Origin of the sequence: Halorubrum amylolyticum (assembly GCF_004114995.1) — an archaeon.
Classification (GTDB): domain Archaea; phylum Halobacteriota; class Halobacteria; order Halobacteriales; family Haloferacaceae; genus Halorubrum; species Halorubrum amylolyticum.
This window is the reverse complement of the sequence record NZ_SDJP01000004.1, coordinates 20,637-41,307: the sequence shown is the minus strand read 5'-3', so window position 1 is coordinate 41,307 and position 20,671 is coordinate 20,637. Positions and strand designations below refer to the sequence as shown.

The following is a 20,671-nucleotide window of genomic DNA, read 5'->3' as shown; positions in this document are numbered from 1 at the left end:
GTTCATAAACAGGACGGCGAAGCGTTCGGCAACGTATTTGACAGTTGCAACGTACTGTCCAGGTATATCGGAATGGCTGTACTGGACGACCTCTCAGGGTTCGAGTTCGAGGACGTAATAGAGGATGTCTTCCGCAATCTCGGCTACGAGAACGTCCGTCAGGCCGACCGAACCGCCGACGAGGGTCGCGACGTTATTATGGAGGAGGTCGTCGACGGCACCCGGCGCGCGATCATCGTGGAGTGCAAGCACACGGGGACGGTCGGACGGCCGGTCGTCCAGAAGCTCCACTCAGCAATCGCGACCTTCGACTTCGACGGCCCCAAACGCGGGATGGTCGTCACGACCGGCCGGTTCACGAACCCGGCTCAGGAGTACGCCGACCGCCTCCAGCAGAACGACGACCCCCATCCAATCGAGCTGCTCGATGGCGAGGACCTCCGGGAGATCGCCGACGAGATCGGCCTCGACCTCTACAACGGTCGCATCGAGATTCTCTGCGACGAAACGCTACGTCCCTACGACCCGGCCGCCGACGTCGACGCGGCCGTCGAAGAGGCGTTCCGCGACGTCGAGAACATCGAGGCCGCCGACCTCCCAGACCCACACTCATCGGTGACGTTCCGGCCGGTGGTGGCGGTCACCGCGGACACGAACGTCGTCTTCGAGACGTCGGTGGGCGTCATCCACCGGATTAACGATCGGACGCGATTCGTTGCCCACGCCGAACGCGGGCAGCCGCAGGTCGTCGACGAGGACGTCGCGACGCTGGTCACCGAGAACCTCCACGCGACGGTCGATCTCGACGCCGAGCAGTTCGGAGAGGTGTTCGACGACGTCGAGGAGCGGCGGTTCGGCCAGACTCAGACGGAGTACAAGGAGTGGGCCGTCGAGCGCCTCCAGCAGCACCACACGAAAACGGTCACCTACACCGGCGACAACAACGTCACCTACAACAAGACCTGCGAGCCGAACCGCTCGGACATCTCCGTCCAGTCGATCGAGCCGGTGTACCTTCCCGAGGTTCGGCACACCACCGACCACCAGAAGTACACCTATCCCTATGAGTACTACGCGGCGGGCCCCTCACGAATGACCGCCGAGGACGGCATCCATCGGTGCGTCCACTGTGACACGAGCGGCATCGACGAAACGTACACGTACTGTCCGAACTGCGGGGCGATCGCCTGCACCAGCCACACGAAAACGGAGCGGCTGGAAGGTGAGTCGATCTGTACGGGCTGTGCGGTGACGGAACGGTTCGCGCTGAAGACGAAGTACTTCTACGACGAGGAGAATCTCGAGGCGTTCCGCGAGGAGTACGCCGAAATGCCGCTTCACGAAAAGGCGATGGAGAACAAGTGGCTGGCCGGGGGGAGCGTGGTCGCGACGCTGCTGCTCATCGTCGGACTACTCGTCATCGGCGGCATCATCTAAGCGGCCTCGGTGTTCACGCCGGCTCAGCGACCAGCTCTTCGAGCGCGTGCTCAAGCGGGCCGTGGAACTGCCAGCTAGCCCGCTCGAAGGCTTCCTCGGTCGGCCCATCCCAGCGCGGGAATGCGGAATGACCGCTCACTTTGACTGTCCACTCGGTCGGCTCGTCGAACGGGTTCTCCGTCGGGAGTTCGACGACGTAGAGGTACTCCTCGTCGCCGTGGATGCCGTCGGCCGGATTCTCGACGCCGTGGCCCAGCAGGAACAGCGGCTGGTCCAGGTGCTCCATATTGGACGGCTCGAGGAGATCCGCTGGCTGAGCCGCGTCGATCGTTCGCTCTGGGTCGCCATCCAGGTAGAGGTCGACCGTCGAGAGCTTGTCGAGGAACACGAAGGTCGCCGCCGTGTAGCCCGGTCCCCGCTCTGCGCGGGTCGCATCGAGAAGCTCTTTCAGTTGTGCGAGATCCCGGAGGACGCTCCCGGGATACCCGTCCGAATGCCGGTACACCTGCGCGACGCGGTCGGCGCTGCCATCTGTCTCACCGGTCTGTTCGACTCGTTGGACGAATCGGAGTTGGCTCCGTGTCGACATCGGTACTCGCCGGCGCGTGTGCGCCGGCACCCATCGCCGGCGCTGAAACAACACCACACAGTCGTAGCGGGATTGCAATCCGCTACGCGAGATGTGACACCTCGTCTGGTTCCTCCACGTCGTCGAATTCACCACGCTCGACCGGCTCCCAATCCTCCCCAGGTGCTGGACTCCACCAGTCGATCTCATAGGCACCCGGTGCACCGAGGATTTTTGCCCGTGCCGAGCCGTCAGGCAGGTCGCGGCGGAGCTTCTCGTCGACGTGAAGGTTCCACGTTGAGTCGGTGTCGAAGCACGCGAGCACAGCCTCCTCGTAGCCACGGTCTTCTCGAGACTCTTGGAGGACGACCTGCGTGTTACAGTTCTTGCAGAACACTCCCTCGAAGGGAATGTGGGTGAACACTTCCTGCCCGCAGACGGGACACCAGAGGAACTCGAACAGTGCCTCGCTGTGTCGGTCGAGTACTTCGAGACTCATTGTTGGACCGACCCGGTTCGACCGGGTCACTCTCTCCGCCCCGGCCGAAAAACACCCTGCGTGTGTACGTCCTCAGCGTTCAGGGCCGTAGACGATGCGCGAGGGGGCTTCGTACCCACAGTCCGGACAGTCGTACCAGCGCTGTACCGTCGCTCCATCAGCTGTCTTCTCACCGACGAGGACGTCGTCGTTTGGACACTCCGGACAGTTCAGTTCGGGCGCTGGCCGCTCCCGAAGCGCATCCCGGAACGTTGTCGCCTCCTTCGTCTCGAAGCCTCGCGACCAGATCGGGTAGCCGTCGACGAGGATCGCTCCGCGCCACTTGTACCGGTATGAATCCGGCGCCCGGTGTAGAACAGCTCGCGCTCCAGTCTCGGTGTTTCGATACGCGAGTGTTGGTGAGCGACTCTCTCGTGACCAGTTGGTGATTCGTGGCATCGTTGGTCAGAAATGAACGTCTGCGGGGACGATCCAGAGCGTCTGGCTGTCCTCGTCTTCCTCGAGGACTCGGTCGAGCTGGCCTCGATGCCGAATCCCCTGGGCGTGCTGGTCGTACATCGGGATTGAGGGCCCTTCGTACGCGCCGACCTGGTGGAACGCGTGGCGGGCGAGGTCCTCGTCGCGCATGATCGCCTCGTCGCTGAGCTCGTCGAGCGCCTCCTTCACGCGGTCGAGATTCCGCTGAAACTCCTCTTTCGTGGCCTTCCAAGCCCGGTCGAGCAGTTCACCGCCCTCCTCTGAGTTGATGGGGGCCGCCGTCGGCAGGTCACCCCAGCGGGCCTTCCCGGCGACCGTCGTGTCGTCTTCATCGAACGTGACGTAGTAATCAAACACGGCGCAGCCGTGGGGATTCGCGCCGACGAGACGGTCGAAGACTGCTTTCCCCTCGACCAGGGCGTCGTGCTGTGTCGGTGCTTCCACCAGCGCGTAGATGACCATATGCATCTGGTTCACCTCGGAGTGCCGACTCACCGGGCGCCGCTCGGCGCTGTCTGCTCGGTGCGCCGGCACCCATCGCCGGCGCTCGAAAAACCTCGCTTCGGGAGACCGCGTTCAGGAATCGGCAGTCTGCTCGACGGTGATCGTCAGGTCGCCCGACTCGTAGTCGGCCTCGAAGTCGGTGCTGAACGCGTCGGAGTCGTAGGCGGCGTGGTAGGCACGGTGCAGTTCGAGCGACCCGGTCGCCTTGAAGTGGAAGAACGCGGCCGCCGTGTAGGGTTGGCTCTGGGTTTCGATCTGCGTCTCGACAGAGGCCGGGAGCGCGATTTGTGGTGTGTCCGTATCGATACTCGTAGCGAACGCCTTCGCTTCCTCGACGGTCGCCTGCGAATGTGCGGGTGTCTCGCCGGTGAGCACGTTTACCGGCGTCTCGGTATCGTCAGTGAACAGGACATCGTGGAAGGTGCGCGTCCCGAGGACTGCGTCGGGACTTAACTCGCAATCGTGGAGTGGATCGTCGTCTGGATTCTCGGGCATCAAATCAGAGCCTGCGGTGGGGCTCAGTCTCTACTGCCCCAGACAAACTGCAAATTGTCTCGATAGAGCGCAGGAAAGTCGCGAAAGAGGAGCGTCCTGCCCGCACTTCCCGCCGCAGAGTCAGGTGTCGGAGAACCGATCGGGCTCGATTCGCGACAACCGCATCGCGTTCCCGGTGACACCGAGGCTCATCCCCATATCACCGACAACGACCGCCAACGCAACGCTGACCAGCCCCAGTGGCACGCCCAGCGCGAGCAGGAACTTCACGCCGAGACTCGCCCAGATGTTCTGCCGGATCACCCCGTTGGCCGTATGCGACAGGTCGTACAGGTACGGGAGTTTCCCGACGTCGTCGCCCATCAACGCAATATCGGCCGTCTCGAGAGCGGTGTCGGTGCCGGCCGCGCCCATCGCGATGCCGACCTCCGCGGTGGCGAGCGCGGGCGCGTCGTTGATGCCGTCACCGACCATCGCGACATCACCGTACTCTGCCTGTAACTCCTCGACAGCGTCGACCTTCTCGTCGGGCAGGAGTTCTGCGCGATACTCGTCGACCCCGACCTGCTCGGCGATTGCGCGGGCGGTGCCCTCGTTGTCGCCGGTGAGCATCACCACGCGCTCGACGCCCAGCTCGTGCAGGCGTTCGACGGCCCGCTTCGAGGCCGGGCGAACCTCGTCGGCGATGGCGATCGCACCCAGCAGTTTCGACTCCGTCCCGACGATAACGACAGTCTTGCCCTCCCGCTCCAGCGCGGAGAGGGCATCCTCGGCGAACGCCCCGTTCTCGCCCTCGGTCGCCTCTTCCGTCATAACGCCGCCGTCCGTCTCGCGGCGTGCCCGAGCGAGGTCGAAGCCCAGTTCCTCGAAGAGCGCGGGCTTGCCCGCATAGTACGTCTCGCCGCCGATCTCGCCGCGGATGCCCTTCCCAGTGAGGCTCTCGAAACCCGTCGGGTCGGGCAGGTTGCCCACGCCCGCCTCCTCAGCACGGGCGAGAATCGCCGTAGCAATGGGATGCTCACTGCGCTGCTCCAGCCCAGCGGCGCGACGGAGCAGATCGTCCTCCGTAGTGTCACCCACCGGAACGACGTCGGTGACGGCGAGTTCGCCCTTGGTGAGCGTCCCGGTCTTGTCGACGGCGACGGCGTCGACCTCGCCCATCGCTTCCAGGTAATTTCCGCCCTTGATCAGGACGCCGTTCTTCGCGGCGCTCGTGATGCCCGACACCACCGAGACGGGTGTGGAGATGACGAACGCACACGGGCAGGCGATCACCAGCAGCGTGAGCCCACGGATGAACCACGTCTGCCAGTCGCCCGCGAAGGTGAACCCGTAACCGGCTAGGTCCACCGCCACCGGATCAGCGATAACCAGCGGCGGGATAGCGGCGGTCAGGATTGCCAGCACGACGACGAGGGGTGTGTAGTAGCCGGAGAAGCTGTCGACGAACTGCTCAGACTCGGTCTTCTTCGCCTGTGCGCCCTGTACCATTTCGATAATACGCGAGAGCGTCGAATCGCCAGCGGTCGAGGTGACCTCTACCTCGAGGTACCCCTCTTCGTTGATCGCGCCGGCGTACACCTCGTCGCCGGTGGTCTTGTCGACGGGGACGCTCTCGCCCGTGATCGGCGACTGGTCGACTGCACTCTCGCCTTCGATGACCGTCCCGTCGAGCGGAATCTTGTCGCCAGGGCGGACGACGACGGTCTCGCCAACGTCGACCTCCTCGACGGAAACGGTCACTTCCTCACCATCGCGACGGACGGTCGCCTCGTCGGGCGAGAGTTCCATCAGCTCGCGCAGAGAATCCCGTGCCCTGTCCATCGCATAGTCCTCGAGCAGTTCGGCGATGCTGAACAGGACGGCCAGCGTCGCGGCCTCGACGAAGTAGCCGATGCCGGTTGCGGCGATGATCGCTGTCCCCATCAGGAGGTCGATGTCGAGGCTTCGGTTCTTCGCGGAGTAGTACCCGCTGCGGACGACCGGGATGCCACTGGCCGCGACGGCACCGAGGAACAGGACATCTGCGATGTGTAGCGGGTAGTCGAGGATGCTCGCTATCGCGACGTTCTGGCCGGTGAGAAGGAACTCGAAGACTAGACCAAGGATGACGAACGCTGCGCCGAGCCACGTCTTCTTCGCGCGAGAACTCGTCCAGACCTCCGAAGGTGGCGCGATATCGACGCCGTCGGCAGACTCGTCGGTTTCGTCGTCTGCTCCGCCGATCACGTCATAGCCGGCGGCTTCGATCGCCGCGACGACGTCGGCTTTGGTAGTCCGGTCCGGATCGTACTTGATGGTAGCTGTCCCGGTGGTCGGCTGGAGCGTGGCCTCAACGACGCCGTCGACGCGCTGGAGGCTCTTGTCGACTTTTTGCGCACACGACGGACAGTCCATCTCGGGGACCGTGAGACGGGCAGTCAACTCCCGCTGCCCGCCGCCGTTCGGTGGTCCCGCTGTATCCACATCGGAATTCTCTGTCATCACCTCACGGTAGGAGCGGGAGTTCGATATGTCTTTGTTGGAATATTCCAACCGCGGTGTCAGTGCGATGCCAGCCGTTCTTCCGCTACCCGCTCGCCGGCGACGTGTTGCTTCGCCAAATGTTCTTCCGCCCGACGGAGCCGGTAGGTAAGTGTTGACCGAGGCACGTCGAGATGCTCGGCCAACTCGCCGACATCGACCTCGCGGGGCGACTCGTAGTAGCCGTGTTCGACGGCGGCTTGGAGGGCGGCTTCCTGCGCCGGGGGTAATCCGCTCGGTGTTTCGTCGCTTCCTCCAGCTGCTGTCGTCGTGTCCGCGGTGCGGAGCATCTCCATCTGAGCGCATTCTTCGACGGCAACCTCGAGGGAGTCGAAGAATGCCGCCACGTCGCCGTCGCCCGAGTGGATGAGTCGCCACGTGTAGTGGCGGCCCTCATGACGGGTCTCGAACAGCACGCCGTCCCCGAGATGGTCGCGGGCGATGTGGGGAACCGAGGCGCAGGTGGGGGTTCGCTCCCAGTCGGAGTAGAGGACGAGCGTGTCGTCCGTGCGGTCAAGGACGCGGGTGGTCTGGGTGGCGCCGCAGTCCTCGGTGGCGAGACAGTCGGCGTAGTAGTCGCTGTTTCGAAACGCGTCCTCGATGGCGTCGAGTGCGTCCGGAGTGCCGGTGGCATGGTCGACTCGCCAAAGTTGGTCGGCAGTCGCGTGCAACGAAAGCGAGCGGACACGGGCGTCGGGGTAGTCGGCAAGGGCATCCGCCACCCTATTGCACCCCGGCTCGTATTCGAGGGCGAAGACGAGTTCGCGCATACCCCGTCTACGGCCTCCTCCGACATAACCAATGGCACGGGACTACGTCTACTGGTGAGCATCAGATCACGTCGTTCGGGTCGTGGACCTCCTGCATTCGCTGCGCTTCGGCCGCGTATTGGTCCTGGAGATCGGGGTCATCAACCGTGCCGAGATTGCCGGGCCCCGCATCGACTGCCGCTGTCGTATCTCGAATATCGGTGAAGGACGTGAGTGCCCGCTCTTTCCGATAATACTGTTTGCCGTCGGGTGTCGCGTAGGTGAGGATGATTAGGTTCTGTTCATCATCGGAGTAGGTACGTTCGACGAGCCATACTCGCACCTCGTCATCAGCCCGATCTGACATATCCAGACGTTCGTGGGGACTCAGAAAGGGATTGGCGTTATAATCGGTCGACTGACGCAGTTTTCGACGGTGATTCACCACCAGGGATGCGCAGTTCCTGGCGCTCGCCGACCCACTCGCCGAGCTTCTGTGTGAGGTACTGGCGAGCGGTCGACTGGGTGAACACACCCTTGTCGACCATATCGCCGACGACGTCCTTCAGTGCCTGGAACTGTCCCTTCAGGTGCCCGTCGCCGACCGGCTCGCCGTCGTGCCATCGGACGGTCGCGAGCGCGCCGTTCCCGACCGTCTCACCGTGGTCGAATGTCTCCGAGTCATACTGCAGGCCGAACCACAGCGTCCGGTAGGCAGTCACCTCGAAGGTCGGTGACACCACGTAGAACGCCTCGTGATGGAGGTAGTCGAGATGGTCGGTGATGATCTCCTCGAGCGTGAGCCCGGTGGCGCGGGGCTTCGGCTCGACGACCGTCGACGGGCGATCTTCACCGGCGAGGTAGCCGTCGACGGCATCTACCTCGAGGCCATCGGCCAGTTCCGCCAGCAGCTGTTTCGCCCACTTTGAGTCGGTGTCGTCGCCACCGAACGGTGTTTCGGCCGAGATTCGGTGCTTGAGCTTGAGATTTGCTGCACCCCAATGAGAGTAGTGGAGCGTGTACTGTCCGTCAGTTCGTTCGTACGCAACGAGTGCGCGGTGGCCCATTGAACAATCACCTCGCAGGACGACCCACGACTGGATCGCCCCGCACCCCTCCCGGGGGACGAACAACGCTACTCGTCGATCGGTTCGGGGGAACTGAGGTCCGCGTACAGGACCTCACCGTCGCGGACGACGTACCGTTTCGCCAGCACGGGAAATCGGCACTTGGTAAATCCGGCTGTCTGAATGTCGAATTCTTCGTCCGGTTCGAGATATTCTGCGAGCGACCGGAGGAACTCGTGGGTGACGATGCCACCGTCGTAGTCAGGAAGCCCGTTCTCACGAGCCTCGTACACGTCGAAGCTGTCGTAGCCCCAGATGATCAGTTCGCCGTCGTCGTCCACCTCCCAGTTGAGCGTCCCGAAGCAGTGGTTCTCACAGAGCTCGCGGACTGCCTGTGGATCCGATACGAGCGCGCCGGTCGATGTCGTTGCGGCTTGGAGTGTTGCCATGGATTGTTCTCGGGAGCTGTCTCGCGCCCCCGCACCCCTTCAGGGGGCGAGCAACTGCTCACGCTGTGACGGCCACATGACGTTGCGCTGCCGACGCGTCGAGCTGTCAGGATTCTCTGTTGACGTCACCGTCCCTCGTCGTATTCGGTTGGGTGAGAAAATCTACCTGCTCGAGGAGCGTCGTCGCGGTGCTAATTCGCTCTTGATCAGCGGGCTCCAATTGGTCGCTGTCGATACTGGTGAGGCTACTGAGCGCGCGGTGGAGTCGATAGCCGGGGGTGTCTCGTGGGTCCATGTGTGCGCCTCCGCCAATTTACGGCGCGAAAAAACACCGGCGGGCAGTCAGCGGGGCGGTTCGGGAGTGATCACGAACTGACCTCCAGTTAACCAACAGAACGAATCGATATCAGGATCCGTTGGTTAAACTGACGCCGTCTCTACTGACTGGCTTCGGGTTCGGGCCCATAGCGGGGTGTCCCGCATCGCTGACACTCCCACATGGGCTGCCCGGTCCACTCGTCATCGTGGACGGTCTCGAATTCGCGAAATCGATGCTTAGTCTCCCGACCACACTCCCGACACTCGAGGTGAGTTCTGTTTGGACGCTCACGTAGTGGCTGTTCGGTATCGGTCTTGTCAACGGATTCCTGGAGCGCAATCGCTGGCACCAGCCAGAGGTCGTCGTCTGCGTCCTCACGTAGGCTTGCAAGACGAGCTTCGGTGCGAACCTCGCTCCCGGTTTCGTCGTAGAGAAACGTCGCGTGCTCGCCGTCGTGACGGGACTGCGTCGTCTCTGTCCACGCCGTCCGCTCACGAGCAGCCGCGAGCAGCTGATTACCACATTCAGACGTGACCCGTGTCGCCGAGGGGAGCGAGGGCCACTGATCAACAAGCTGTGGGGCCGGTTCCTCGTCGAGATCGTAGATTAGCTTGCAGTCATCGACTACTGGGTCATCATCTCCCTTCGCGAGGAGGGTGGCCGCAGCAGATCCCCTCCCGACGGCGCAGTAGAACGTCGACGCCTCTACGAGCAGCTGGATGACGTGGAGGAGAGTCCGTTCGGCATTCGATGTGTCCTGGTCGTCGGCTCCTTCGAGATGGTTCGTGAGACAGAACCGGCACTTCGACTGGCCAGCGGGGATCGACGCTCCACAGGAAGCGCACTCGGTCTCGTCTGCTGTCGGGCCGTCTGGATAGTCCGTATCGACGCCACCAGAGCGTTGCCGCCGGGGCTCGCCACTACTACTGGCGAGTTGGTCGTCGGGAACTTGGGTCGCTTCACCGAGCGGTCGGAGGGCTTCGTAGTCGGCGTACTGGTCGGTCATAGAGTGATCTGGCCGTATCATGCTTCGTCTTCGGATTTAAACAATGGCTCTCACATCAATCAGCCTACAGACATACAACCGAAATCAGCAGTGTGGGCGTTAGACAGCCAGTTCGTCCAGCGCGTCGCGGTGGGTCCGCACGGTGACTACCGAGACGTTCGCAACGTCAGCGACGTCCGATTGGGTGAGCCACCTCCCGTCTTCGCGTCCGGCCTTGTACAGACAGGCTGCGGCGAATCCGGATGGCCGAACCCCCGTGATTGCTCCGGTCGATTCGGATGCTTCCGCCAACTGCCGAGCCCGCTGCCGGATCTGATCGGAGACGTCGAGCTCCGAGGCCAACCGCGGAACGAACGCACTCGGCGTCACGGGTTGGGCTGGCAGGCCAAGTTCCGTATTCAGCGTCGTGTATGCGTTCGTCACCCGCGATTGCTCGACGCGCGCCGACTCGGTGATGTCGTCGAGCGTTCGCGGCCGCCCATTACACCGACACGCGCCGTAGACACTCGCGGCGGCCATCGCCTCGATCGACCGGCCCTGCAGGAGGTCCTCGTTCTGAGCGCTGCGGAATAGCTGGCAGGCCTGGTCACGGATCGTCTCGGATAGTTCGAGCGCACTACTGATCCGGCGGACTTCACTAAGCCCGTGTGCAAGGTTGCGTTCGGCTTTCGACTGAAACCTTCCACGGGTCTGTTCACGCCGCATCCGAGCGAGCCGCCGTCGCTTCTGTCCTGAGAGTTCGTTCCCGTTCGCATCGGTCCCGCGGCCGATCTCCGTCGACAACCCTCGATCGTGTCGTGCCGCCGTCAACGGAGCGCCCGTGCGCTCCCGTTCGTCTTCGTCGAACCCTCGCCACTCCGGCCCGTGATCGATACGCTGTTCGTCGATGACCAGGCCACAGTCCTCGCAAATGGTTTCAATCGCATTGGTGGTGACCCGGCCGTCGCACTCGGGACACTGGTTCGCACTCGATTCCGTCTGGACGTCTTCGTCGAACGCCGTCTCGTAGATGTCTCTGGTTGCCATGAATACACACGAGGGGATACACGCAAATCGCGCCTCTCGGAATGCCCCTCACCCATCAGGGGGGCAAATACACACCACGGAGGACGGCGCTGACACCGATGGACTGCGGTGGCGAAAGCCCGGCCGCGCAACGGCGCGTAGCGCCGTGAGCAGCCCGGACCGTGGAGGTGGTGGGAGGTGGCGGTGACCGCTACACACCAGCAAAAAAGGGGCGCGTCGCCCCGGCTATTCCCACCAGCGGCCGCGATCTGGGAATTCGATCCTCGACCAGCCCGTGATCGCGAGACTGCACCGGCCCTGATACCAGTTCTTCTTGACCGCTCTGAATCTGACCGTTTGCCCCTCTCGAACCACCGTTTTCCCGCTCTTCTCCCAGATCGTGAATTTCGTTCGCCCGCTCTCGTCCTCGATGAGCCCGACTTGTTGAATCGAGTTGTCACTTGGAGTCCAGAGCTCGGTGATTTCACCCTGGACCGTCACCTCCCCGACTGGGACGTCCGGCACATCCGCGATGGGCACGATTGCACCGGGGACCGCCTTCAGTTCCTCCAACGTCTCCAGCACCGCCTTCGTCACGTCCTGGCCGCGCTGCACCTTCTCGGCCAACTGCTTCGCGACGACCGCTCTCGACCAGCCGCCCTGCACTTCGTCGCTGATCCGCATCGCCTGCTTGTTCACCGCCGCGAGTTCCTCCTGCGTCAGCTTTTCTCGGGGATCCGTGCGCTCCACCGGTTCGGGCTCGTCTCGGCCACACTGCTCTACGACGACCTCCCGCGTCCGCTTCGCGCGTCCCTCCTGCTCACTGAGTTCCGCCTGGGCACTGATGTGCTCCAACTCGGCCTCCCGTGCCTCGATGCGTTCCTCCTGTTCGAGAGTCTTCCCGAACATGTGATCCGGGCCTTCCTTGACCCGCGCATCTGGGTGGTTGGAATCGACTTTCGCCTGCACTTCCATGTCGACCGTCGCCCGGAACTCCGGGGTCTCGTCGACGACTTCGAACCCATCCTCGTCGACCTCAACTTCATCGTGTTTCTCGAAAGCCTGTTCATCGACCGAAACTACTTCACTGGAGACGTTCTTACTTGACATTGGAACTCACTGGTTCCTGAAGGCGCTCACGCGCCCGACACCGCGATGCTACAACATCGCGGATTTCCTCGACGACAACAACCGACAGAACCATCTGCGCGCTCTCGCTCGCGCCTTCGCGAGCGCCCTGTGGGCGCGAGCGAGAGCGCGCCCGAGGCGGACGATCATCCAGCACCGCGCGCCGACCCGCCCGGAGCGAGCGGCCAGCGGGATATGCCCGCTCGTGTCCGGCCCGATGTGCGGGTCCGTGTCCAGGGCGACTGTCGCCGAGAACGCGCGCCGCGGTGTGGCGCGCGACAGCGCAGGCGGCACAAAGCGCTGGAACGCGAAAGCCCGCAAGGGGCGCAACCGACGGGGATACCCGCTGGCGCCGAGGGCACATCCATTTTAGCCCGGAACGGGCGCGGGCGGTGCGGAGAGCGCCCGCACGCCCGGAATGGTCGGTCGCGAGCGACGCGGAGGGCGGAACGCGGCGAGCGGGGCGGGCCATAACGGACACACCAGTCTAGCCGGCCGCGACACTCGGCGATCCAGCTACTCTCCTGGTGGACTCAGAAAGGGCGAGGCCGCCTCGGCCGTCCCCCGACCCCGCAAGCACCGCAGGCACGAGGCGCGCAGCGGTGGTCGCGGGATGCCGAGCGGCCGAGGGCTTTCAGAAGTCGTCTCTGTGGACGAATCCGAGCGCGTTACTAGTTCGGTGAGCCGACCGGCTCGTCGAGAGGGATGTCGACGCCGTCCTTCGTGACGACGACCTCAACCCCCTCGACAGTGAATCGAACCTCGACATCGCCGGAGGACGATGCGAGAAGTCGTTCGAGTGCCTCGATGTCGACGACATCGTGGAGCTGATACGAATCGCTCGGCAGGCCGTGGACTTCCAGGGTTTCGACGATTTCGATAAGGAGATTCGAACACCGGTCCGTATCACTCGGGGATGATGAATCCATCCTGATCTCAGCCAATCAAAGGACGAACAGCAGTTAAAAGCGATGGTTCGATAGCTGGTGAGGTCGCGTCCGACGAACGAAGGCTCTATCCTCGCACTACTCCGCCGAGTTGACTCGGTAGTGGGCAACTTGCCCGTTACAGAGACGTTTCTGAAAATCTGTGCGACAAAAGCGTGACAACTGATTTCAGACTCGCATCCGTTATACAAATATGGTTCAAGTAGGGGACACAGCGCCAGACTTCACACTGACAGGAACCCAAGGTGACGAAGTTCGGGAGTTCTCGCTGTCTGAGTTCGCTGCTGGACGACCTGCTATGCTGGTGTTTTACGTCTACGATTTCAGTCCCGTGTGTGCTGACCAGCTGTGCGAGCTGAACGATATGGAGATGTTAACGTTCAACGACGAGATCGCAGTGCTCGGTATCTCGCCCGACGGCCCATACAGTCACCAACAGTTCATCAACCAAAACAACCTCTCGTATCCGCTCTTGACGGATGAGGAAAAGCAGGTGTATGACCAGTACGGAATGCTCGAGGAGACGATTGAGGGCAAACGAAACCAGAAACGAGGGATCGTCCTACTTGACGGCGACCGCACTGTGCGCTACCGGTGGGTTGCCGAAGATAACTGGGCGTCGTGGAATATGGAGCCGCTCAACGAAGCGTATGAGGTCAGCCAAGAGCTCGGAACCGCTGACGAGTAGTCTCAGCACAGTCAAGACGATATTCTACAGCTGTCTCACGAGCGTCACTCCGGAGCTTAGCTACCTGATAGCCGAACAGTCGCAAGCGACCCGGAAGACGTAGCAGGGATCGTGGGATGTCGGGAGGGACCTGGCGTTCAGATCGTCTCCTCACGCTCCTGATGCCGAGCTGAATCAAACGTCTGAGATCTCGAAGCGAGCGCCACCATCGCGACCGGTGGTGACGTCGATCTCCCAGCCGTGGGCTTCGACGATTCGTTTGACGATCGCGAGCCCGAACCCGGTACCCTCTTGATGGGTCGTGTATCCGCTCTCGAAGATATCGTCTCGTTCGTCCTCCGGGATACCGGGGCCTGTATCCTCGATGTAGAAGCCGCCGTCGAGGGAGCCGACGCGAATTGTGACCCCGCCGCCGCCGTGTTCGATGGCGTTCCGGTACAGGTTCTCGAACACCTGGATGAGCCGACTGTGGTCAGCGTCGATCCGGACGCTCGATTCGATCTCGAGGGCAGCGGATTCCGTTGCGACGTTGTTCCAGGCTTGATTAGCGATCGCACGAAGCTCAACCGGTTCCGTCTCACCGACGGCATCGCCTTCGCGAGCGAGTGTCAACATATCCTTGATGAGCCGTTCCATCCGATCGAGCGCGCTGTCGATGGCGTCGACGTGGTCTATCTCGCCGGTCATCTGTATGAGCTCCAGGCGACCCTGGGCGACGTTCAGGGGATTTCGGAGGTCGTGCGAGAGGATGCTGGCGAACTCTTCGAGTCGGTCGCGTTCGCGTCGGATAGTCGACTCGGCCTCGATTCGCTGGAGGGCCGTCGTGACGTGCGTTGCGAGCATCTCGGCGACCTCTTCATCGCGGTCGGTGAATGCTGCTGGCTCTGGCGCAAACGCCTGCACCACCCCATACTCCCCGAGAGGAATGCTCAACAGCGACCGTGGTTCCGTTGGGTCCGCGTCCGGCAGTGATCCCCCGTCCTGGAGCGAGGATCGCGCTGCCGAGCGCGTATCCGTTAGATCCTCCAGTCGGAGCACCTCGCCTGACTGGTAGCTCTGCCCCGCGTAGCCGAGGGTTGCAGACACCGGCTCACACTCCTCGAGGGATTCGTGGTCCGAACTGGCGGCCGGCACGAGCTGGTCCCCGTCCGCGATCGCCACGCGGGCGACAGCGGCCGGAAAGACGTCAACAGCCCCGTCGGCAGTGCGTTGGTACACCTGTTCTTTGGATGCTGCCCTGGTGATCTCGGTCGCGACCTCGTGCAGCTGCGTGACTTTCGACGTGTGGTCACGAAGCTGCTCCTCGGCTGCTTTTCGGTCGGAAATGTCCTGAATAACGCCCGTAAAGAGGTGGTCGTCGCCTACGACGTATTCGCCAAAACTGACTTCGACAGGGAATTCCTCGCCGTCGGCGCGCAACCCGGCCAATTCGAGGCCATCCAAGTCGACAGTTCGCCTATCGTTAGAGAGGTACTGAGACAGCCCCTCGAGATGCGCCTCACGGAAGCGGGCCGGCATCAGCTTCGTCAGCGGTTCGCCGACGAGGTCCGTCGTGGGATAGCCGAAGAGGGCTTCGGTCGCGTCGTTCGCGTAGCGAATCGTACTCGTCTCGTCGATCGAGATGACCGCGAACGACGAGTTCTCCGTGAGTGCCCGGAAGCGATTTTCTGAGAGTTCAAGTTGATGCTCCCGCGTTTGGAGTCCTGTGGCATAGTAGCCGAGAAGCACACCGGCAGCCATGAAGATGCCAGCGCCATTGAGATTCAACACGACCGGTTCCCCGGATGGAACCTGTTCGAGCGAGATGATGAAGACGAACCAGAGATTGACAGCCACGCCGACGAGGCCACCACCCAGCGTCCACTTCGAAAGTTGTCTGACACGGGCTACTGGTGACGTTCTAGCGAGCCATATCCCGCCGACGATGAGTCCGATGCCGACGGCGAACGGGGCCGCGACCTCGATGAAGTCGATAAGTGGCTCGTCGGTGTCTGTCGCGGCTCGGGCGAGCGTGACCAGGAGAAGCACCACTCCAAGGATGGTGACCGACCATTGACTCACCGCCCGAGACCAATCCCTCATCTGAAAGATATAGTAGATTCTAGCTTCATAATTTGCCTGATTGGGGAACGGACGTAATTCCACGCCTCACATCAGCTACAACGGGAATTGGAACGTTCGGAAGTCGATATTCCACGAATAGCATGCTATTGGGCCTCCGAATGTCCGCCTTGGGGATCGACGATTTCGACAGCATCACCTGTAACGGCGAGCTGAATCCCCTCGACAGTGACACGAACCTCGACTGCTCCACTGGATCCCGCTACCAGCTGCTCGAATGCTTCGACGTCGAGATAGTCGTGTAACTGGTACTGGTCGCGGTCCACTCCACATGATTCCAACGTCTCGATAATCTCTACAGTGAGGGTTTGTGGTGAGGACTGATCCATTTCAATACTCGTGGAGTAGGGTGGGTAGCCGTTAAAACGTTGGGAGTCAACCATAGAAGCTTATCGCTCCGCTACTTGACTTAGCGCGTTCGGGATAGCGTCGGCGCAACCACAAGCGATTATGCGCTTTGACGCCGACTGGATGTCTCGCGCCGATGACCGCATTCTGGAGCATCTCTCTGACGACGGCCCCGACACCCCGAAGGAAATGGCGGACAGCGATCGCGTCCGCTTCTCTCGCCAGCACATCAACGCCCGGTGCAAGACGCTGGTCGAATACGGCCTCCTCGTCCACCTCGGAAACGGCGTCTACGACATCACGCGAACGGGAGAGCAGTATCTCGCCGGCGAATTTGACGCTCGTGACCTCGAAGCTGACTGAATCTACCCTTCCAGAAGCGTGACTAACTGGGCGACGTACGGGCTATTGTCCCAGCTCCGGTGGGGGCTGATCACGCTCAGTAGCGTTCGCGCCTCCTCGTGGGTCATGTGGCCGTTCCGGGCGTAGTCGCAGATAAGCCGCGGTGTCGGGACGATTCGTGGGCCCTGGAGCACCGCGTGGATGAGCGGGAAGTTCGTGCCGCCAAATTCGTCGGTGAGAAAGCCGTCGCCGTCGAGCGCGTTCGCGAGGACGATGCCATCAGTTTCGCCGTCGTCGAGGCCGAACGTCGGTCGCGCATCCGGGGTGTCGTCGCGCGCATACGGATCTTCGACCGTATAGTGGCCACGGGCCGCGAGGACGTTACTCGCCGCAGCGGCGTGGATATCCTGATACTGCGTGATATCGCGGAGTTCTGCGATCACTTCCGGAGGGACGACCACGTCACAGGAGGTGAGCAGGTACTGGAACGGGTCCGGAACATCGGTACCGATGGCTGCATCCGCACGGGGCACCGCGAGACTAACGAGCGCACTCGTATCGGCGACGACTGTTCGCAGCCGTGGACCGCTCATCGATCGTCGTCGACCGCGGTGTCGACCGTCGTCACATCCCCATCGTAGACGTCGACGTCGTCGGGCGCAGCAAGATCGAGAGGTTCGTCCTCGAGATCCGCTTTGAGGAGACAGAGTCGCTGGGCGGTCTCGGCGCCGACCAGTTGCTTGACCGTCTCGAACTCGAGCTGGTCGTCGTAGTATTTCGTCGCGACCAGCTCTTGGAACGTCTCGCTGTCGGCCGTGTCTTCGATGTACTCGCGGATGGCCTCCACGAGGAGATCTGTCCGGTCCTTGTCGAAGAGGTCGGCGATGGCATCCAGCCGGTCGACGAGGTACTCCGGCGACTGGAAGTGAACCCGCCGGGGATCGTCACTTGCGCTCATTCTATGTGCAAGTTCTGCACATAGACGCATAACCGTTTCGGCGTTTGCGCAGAGCTTGCACATCAGTGCTCGGGAGACGGGACTCGCTCACGTCGGTTTCAGCCGTCGTCCTGTGCGTTCAGTTCGTTGAGGAACTGGCCAGCGGTCGTCCCGACACGAACACCGTCAACGTTGGACATTTCGAGGCCTTGAGTAGCGGTCCGGAAAGGCGTGCCGTCGACGAGGACGCGGTGAACGACGGTGCGGATGGGATCGGTCCCGTACCTGTCGACGACAGTCGCCATCATCTCGTCGAGATGTGCATCCCGGTGCTCCGTCCGGGGTTGCTGTGCGCGTTCGAGGATGAGTTCGACCACGTCATCAACTGATGCGTGCTCGGGATTCTTCGTTCGTTCACGAACGTCGTAGAGAGCGTCGTTATCGGGCATTCCAAATCACTTCGAAGGATCCTCCACGGTGTTAGGTCTCCTCGAGCAACGAGCGAGCTCGCTGCACGTAGCTGTTCGCTCCCCAGCTACGGGCGTCGCTGATCGCATCGAGGAGCAGCCGCGCATCAGCAGCTGATAGGTGTTCAGTTCGAACGAGAACCGAGAGCAGTGTCGGTGTTGTGACGAGCCTGGTATCAGCGAGGGAGGCGTGGATCAAGCCAAGTTGGTTGAACTCGTCGCAGAGGAAGAGCGCAGCATCGAGATTATTCGCGAGCGTGACCGCCGCGTTTTCACCGTCATCGAGCGGAAACTCGGTATCGAGGTCCACTGACTGTGTCGTGAATGCATCCACTCGATCGAGGACGGCGGACGCGGCGTGGCCATGGACGTCATCGTAGGAGGCGATCTCTCGGAGTTCATCGATGACCGCCGTTGGGACGACGACCTCGTACCGGGAGAGACAGAGTGCGAGTGGATCAGGATCGTCGTCAGTAACGATCCCGAGACTCACGAGAGCGGAGGCGTCTGCGATAAGCCGCGACATCTAAGCGTCGGCGACCTCGTCGATGAAGTCCTCGTCCAACTGCTGTTTCAACACTCGGAGGTTTGCCGCCTCCTCGGCGCCGACGAGCGCTTTGAGTTGCTCGAAGGTGATCTCATCGTCGTAATAGGCGGCAGCGATCTCCTGGGTGAGTGCGTCGTCGTGAGCGGCGTCTTGGAGGTACTCCCGAAGCGCGGTCACGAGGACGTCTGTTCGGTCTTCCCCGAGGACTGCGGCCAGTGCGTCGGCCCGGTCGATGAGCCGATTGGGGGCCCGAAACTGCACGCGCTTCTTATCGGTACTCATGATGTGTACATTGTGAGCCAACGCACTTAGCCGTTTTCGTGTGTACGATGTGAGCCTCACTCGGCCAAGCGTCACCCGTCCACGAGGTGTTCCTCGAGGTCACGCGTCCAGTACGTCGCGAGCCCACCAGGGCTACAGCGAGCACACAGTTGGACCGGCCCCTCGAGATGGCCGAGTTCGACACGGAACCGGGTTAGTGTCGCGAGGGCGTCGACGACCAGTCCGCACCCGTCGCAGGCGTGGTGGTCGCGCTCGTCGGGATCCGACCGCGTCTGGGTGGCGCAGTCGACACAGATTGGGTGCGTCACCCGTTCGTCTTTCCACGTATGCGCCTCGCCCATCTCTGCACCGGGCGGTGAATCGCAGAACGCACACCCAGAAAGCGTCTGTTGCATCAGTCGTCCTCCGCGTCGGCGTCGGTGGCGGCCTGCCAGCCACGATGGAACACGGCGAGCTGGGTGATCGACTCGAAGGGCTTGCTACTGGGCTCGTGGACGAGAATGCGGTGGTCAGGGATCGGCGTCACCACATCGCCCTCAATGAGTTCATCAACGAGACGGCGGGCACTCCGCTCGTCGACGTCCGCCGCCGCGACCCGGGCCGCATCCCGGTCCTGTGCAACGAGTTCGGTTTCGAGCCGGTCGTAGTCGCCTGTCGTGTCGTCGAGGATATCAGGTCCAGTCATGGAAGCTCACGCTCTGGACGCGCTTCGAGCGCGCCTCACGCCCTCCGGCGCAGACAAACTCACTGGCTGGAGCGTGCCGACAGCCGGATGACTGACTCGAGTTTTCTCTATATTAACCAACAATCGCCGAACTCTTCCGGCTCTGTTGGTTAGTATTTCTCGTATCCTCCCGCCCTCTTTCCGTCCCTGTGGAGGGGCCTCACCGTGCTGGAGCCACTCCATCGGAAGCACCGAAGCGTTTGTATACATTGCACACGAAGTAAACAGTATGGGAACGATCTCGACACGCGTGCCCGACGAGTTGGAGGCCGAACTCGAGGCGTATCTCGAAGACGAGAGGCTCGACCGGAGCACAGCCGTTCGGAAACTCCTCTCCGAGGGACTCGAAGAGTGGCGTCGCGAACGGGCCCTCGACCAGCTTGCGGCAGGCACTGTCACGTTTAGCAAGGCGGCTGAGCTGGCAGGGATGTCCGTCTGGGACTTTGCACAGCTCGCCAAAGAGCGTGATATCACCTGGGTAGCGGACGATCATCTCGACGCGGATCTCGAGGCACTGTGAATGTGGGTCTTCGACGCCACGCCGCTCATCTACCTTGCGAAGGTCGACCGTCTCGCGCTCGTCCAGCATCTCGAAGCGTCGTGCGTACTCCCGGAGCGCGTCTACCAGGAGGTCGTCGAAACTGGACTTGAGCAGGGATATCCGGACGCCCGTCGCATCGAGCGCAGCGTCGACGCCGACAGATTAGATATCGTGTCGGTTGAGACCACCCCGCTGCTGTCCCGCCTCCAAGAGAATAGCAACCTCAGCGACGCCGACGTCGCTGTTCTCGCCTGCGCAGACGCCCACGATGGCGTGGCCGTGATGGATGAGACGTACGGCCGTGACGTCGCAGCGGCCGAGGGAATCACAACCCGGGGAACGGCATATCTCGTGCTGAAACTCGCTAGCGAGGGGACGATCAGTGTCGACGAGGCCCGAACCGTGATTGATGCGATAATTGACGAGGGGTGGTACTGCGCCCCCGACGTCTATGCGAAGATCATTCAGAAACTCGAGTCACTTGCGGACTGAGGCGACACG

Annotated in this window: 29 protein-coding genes; 5 read left to right on the top strand and 24 right to left on the bottom strand. The window is 62.2% G+C overall.

Annotated features, from left to right (window positions below):
* Positions 1-72 precede the first annotated feature (72 nt).
* Complete coding sequence (locus tag ESO89_RS05505) at positions 73-1,437, top strand: restriction endonuclease (RefSeq protein ID WP_128904647.1); 1,365 nt, start codon at positions 73-75, stop codon at positions 1,435-1,437.
* A 13-nt stretch (positions 1,438-1,450) separates the two neighbouring features.
* On the opposite strand, the gene ESO89_RS05500 is transcribed toward ESO89_RS05505, so the two are convergent.
* The 15 genes from ESO89_RS05500 to ESO89_RS05425 all read right to left on the bottom strand — a co-directional run bounded on the left by ESO89_RS05500 (position 1,451) and on the right by ESO89_RS05425 (position 13,170).
* On the bottom strand, positions 1,451-2,026 hold the full coding sequence (locus ESO89_RS05500; protein ID WP_128904646.1) for a hypothetical protein: 576 nt from the start codon (positions 2,024-2,026) through the stop codon (positions 1,451-1,453).
* An 82-nt stretch (positions 2,027-2,108) separates the two neighbouring features.
* Entirely contained in the window at positions 2,109-2,504 is a 396-nt protein-coding gene (locus tag ESO89_RS05495) for a DUF7567 family protein (RefSeq protein WP_011222455.1), read from the bottom strand.
* Positions 2,505-2,576: 72 nt separating this feature from the next.
* Positions 2,577-2,942, bottom strand: a complete 366-nt coding sequence (locus ESO89_RS05490; RefSeq protein ID WP_011222454.1) for a DUF7568 family protein — start codon at positions 2,940-2,942, stop codon at positions 2,577-2,579.
* Positions 2,943-2,948: 6 nt separating this feature from the next.
* Positions 2,949-3,449: a PX domain-containing protein gene (locus ESO89_RS05485; protein ID WP_011222453.1), complete on the bottom strand. Its 501-nt coding sequence runs from the start codon at positions 3,447-3,449 to the stop codon at positions 2,949-2,951.
* Positions 3,450-3,557: 108 nt separating this feature from the next.
* Entirely contained in the window at positions 3,558-3,980 is a 423-nt protein-coding gene (locus ESO89_RS05480; protein ID WP_011222452.1) for a hypothetical protein, read from the bottom strand.
* 120 nt (positions 3,981-4,100) lie between these two features.
* Positions 4,101-6,464 (bottom strand): heavy metal translocating P-type ATPase, encoded by a 2,364-nt coding sequence (locus tag ESO89_RS05475; RefSeq protein WP_011222451.1) that lies wholly within the window; start codon positions 6,462-6,464, stop codon positions 4,101-4,103.
* 59 nt (positions 6,465-6,523) lie between these two features.
* Entirely contained in the window at positions 6,524-7,273 is a 750-nt protein-coding gene (locus ESO89_RS05470; RefSeq protein WP_004594502.1) for a helix-turn-helix domain-containing protein, read from the bottom strand.
* A gap of 61 nt (positions 7,274-7,334) precedes the next feature.
* A complete protein-coding gene (locus ESO89_RS05465; RefSeq protein ID WP_004594503.1) occupies positions 7,335-7,619 on the bottom strand; it encodes a hypothetical protein in 285 nt (94 codons plus the stop codon).
* 37 nt (positions 7,620-7,656) lie between these two features.
* On the bottom strand, positions 7,657-8,319 hold the full coding sequence (locus ESO89_RS05460) for a DUF6735 family protein (protein ID WP_128904645.1): 663 nt from the start codon (positions 8,317-8,319) through the stop codon (positions 7,657-7,659).
* 68 nt (positions 8,320-8,387) lie between these two features.
* Complete coding sequence (locus ESO89_RS05455; protein ID WP_128904644.1) at positions 8,388-8,768, bottom strand: hypothetical protein; 381 nt, start codon at positions 8,766-8,768, stop codon at positions 8,388-8,390.
* A 106-nt stretch (positions 8,769-8,874) separates the two neighbouring features.
* The gene (locus ESO89_RS19350; protein ID WP_049987720.1) at positions 8,875-9,063 is read right to left on the bottom strand and encodes a hypothetical protein; all 189 of its coding nucleotides are present in this window, start codon (positions 9,061-9,063) and stop codon (positions 8,875-8,877) included.
* A gap of 142 nt (positions 9,064-9,205) precedes the next feature.
* Positions 9,206-10,093 carry a biosurfactant protein 1 gene (locus ESO89_RS05445; protein WP_128904643.1) on the bottom strand — a complete coding sequence of 296 codons (888 nt, stop codon included), beginning with the start codon at positions 10,091-10,093 and terminating at the stop codon, positions 9,206-9,208.
* A gap of 99 nt (positions 10,094-10,192) precedes the next feature.
* Positions 10,193-11,119: a transcription initiation factor IIB gene (locus tag ESO89_RS05440; RefSeq protein ID WP_128904642.1), complete on the bottom strand. Its 927-nt coding sequence runs from the start codon at positions 11,117-11,119 to the stop codon at positions 10,193-10,195.
* A gap of 225 nt (positions 11,120-11,344) precedes the next feature.
* The gene (locus ESO89_RS05435; protein WP_128904641.1) at positions 11,345-12,208 is read right to left on the bottom strand and encodes a DNA-binding protein; all 864 of its coding nucleotides are present in this window, start codon (positions 12,206-12,208) and stop codon (positions 11,345-11,347) included.
* A 689-nt stretch (positions 12,209-12,897) separates the two neighbouring features.
* Positions 12,898-13,170 carry a HalOD1 output domain-containing protein gene (locus ESO89_RS05425; RefSeq protein WP_241686134.1) on the bottom strand — a complete coding sequence of 91 codons (273 nt, stop codon included), beginning with the start codon at positions 13,168-13,170 and terminating at the stop codon, positions 12,898-12,900.
* Positions 13,171-13,366: 196 nt separating this feature from the next.
* On the opposite strand from ESO89_RS05425, the gene ESO89_RS05420 reads away from it, so the two are divergent.
* On the top strand, positions 13,367-13,861 hold the full coding sequence (locus tag ESO89_RS05420) for a redoxin domain-containing protein (protein WP_128904640.1): 495 nt from the start codon (positions 13,367-13,369) through the stop codon (positions 13,859-13,861).
* Between the two features lie 174 nt (positions 13,862-14,035).
* On the opposite strand, the gene ESO89_RS05415 is transcribed toward ESO89_RS05420, so the two are convergent.
* The gene (locus ESO89_RS05415; protein WP_164932744.1) at positions 14,036-15,922 is read right to left on the bottom strand and encodes a sensor histidine kinase; all 1,887 of its coding nucleotides are present in this window, start codon (positions 15,920-15,922) and stop codon (positions 14,036-14,038) included.
* A gap of 146 nt (positions 15,923-16,068) precedes the next feature.
* Complete coding sequence (locus ESO89_RS05410) at positions 16,069-16,365, bottom strand: hypothetical protein (RefSeq protein ID WP_241686132.1); 297 nt, start codon at positions 16,363-16,365, stop codon at positions 16,069-16,071.
* A gap of 67 nt (positions 16,366-16,432) precedes the next feature.
* On the opposite strand from ESO89_RS05410, the gene ESO89_RS05405 reads away from it, so the two are divergent.
* Positions 16,433-16,693 (top strand): helix-turn-helix domain-containing protein, encoded by a 261-nt coding sequence (locus ESO89_RS05405; protein WP_128904638.1) that lies wholly within the window; start codon positions 16,433-16,435, stop codon positions 16,691-16,693.
* 2 nt (positions 16,694-16,695) lie between these two features.
* On the opposite strand, the gene ESO89_RS05400 is transcribed toward ESO89_RS05405, so the two are convergent.
* From ESO89_RS05400 to ESO89_RS05370, 7 genes are all read right to left on the bottom strand, one after another.
* Positions 16,696-17,265, bottom strand: coding sequence for a hypothetical protein (locus tag ESO89_RS05400; RefSeq protein WP_128904637.1), 570 nt, complete (start codon positions 17,263-17,265; stop codon positions 16,696-16,698).
* Positions 17,262-17,630, bottom strand: a complete 369-nt coding sequence (locus tag ESO89_RS05395) for a hypothetical protein (protein ID WP_128904636.1) — start codon at positions 17,628-17,630, stop codon at positions 17,262-17,264. The genes ESO89_RS05400 and ESO89_RS05395 overlap by 4 nt, the downstream gene beginning before the upstream one ends.
* 98 nt (positions 17,631-17,728) lie before the next feature.
* Positions 17,729-18,058: a hypothetical protein gene (locus ESO89_RS05390; RefSeq protein ID WP_128904635.1), complete on the bottom strand. Its 330-nt coding sequence runs from the start codon at positions 18,056-18,058 to the stop codon at positions 17,729-17,731.
* 31 nt (positions 18,059-18,089) lie between these two features.
* Positions 18,090-18,602, bottom strand: coding sequence for a hypothetical protein (locus ESO89_RS05385; RefSeq protein ID WP_128904634.1), 513 nt, complete (start codon positions 18,600-18,602; stop codon positions 18,090-18,092).
* Positions 18,603-18,905 (bottom strand): hypothetical protein, encoded by a 303-nt coding sequence (locus tag ESO89_RS05380; protein WP_066419238.1) that lies wholly within the window; start codon positions 18,903-18,905, stop codon positions 18,603-18,605. It lies immediately after the preceding gene.
* A gap of 71 nt (positions 18,906-18,976) precedes the next feature.
* On the bottom strand, positions 18,977-19,300 hold the full coding sequence (locus tag ESO89_RS05375; RefSeq protein ID WP_128904633.1) for a DUF7558 family protein: 324 nt from the start codon (positions 19,298-19,300) through the stop codon (positions 18,977-18,979).
* Positions 19,300-19,590, bottom strand: coding sequence for a hypothetical protein (locus tag ESO89_RS05370; protein ID WP_128904632.1), 291 nt, complete (start codon positions 19,588-19,590; stop codon positions 19,300-19,302). Before ESO89_RS05370 ends, ESO89_RS05375 begins: the two co-directional genes overlap by 1 nt.
* A 268-nt stretch (positions 19,591-19,858) precedes the next feature.
* On the opposite strand from ESO89_RS05370, the gene ESO89_RS05365 reads away from it, so the two are divergent.
* On the top strand, positions 19,859-20,149 hold the full coding sequence (locus tag ESO89_RS05365; RefSeq protein WP_128904631.1) for a UPF0175 family protein: 291 nt from the start codon (positions 19,859-19,861) through the stop codon (positions 20,147-20,149).
* Positions 20,150-20,662, top strand: coding sequence for a DUF3368 domain-containing protein (locus ESO89_RS05360; RefSeq protein WP_128904630.1), 513 nt, complete (start codon positions 20,150-20,152; stop codon positions 20,660-20,662).
* Positions 20,663-20,671: the final 9 nt, after the last annotated feature.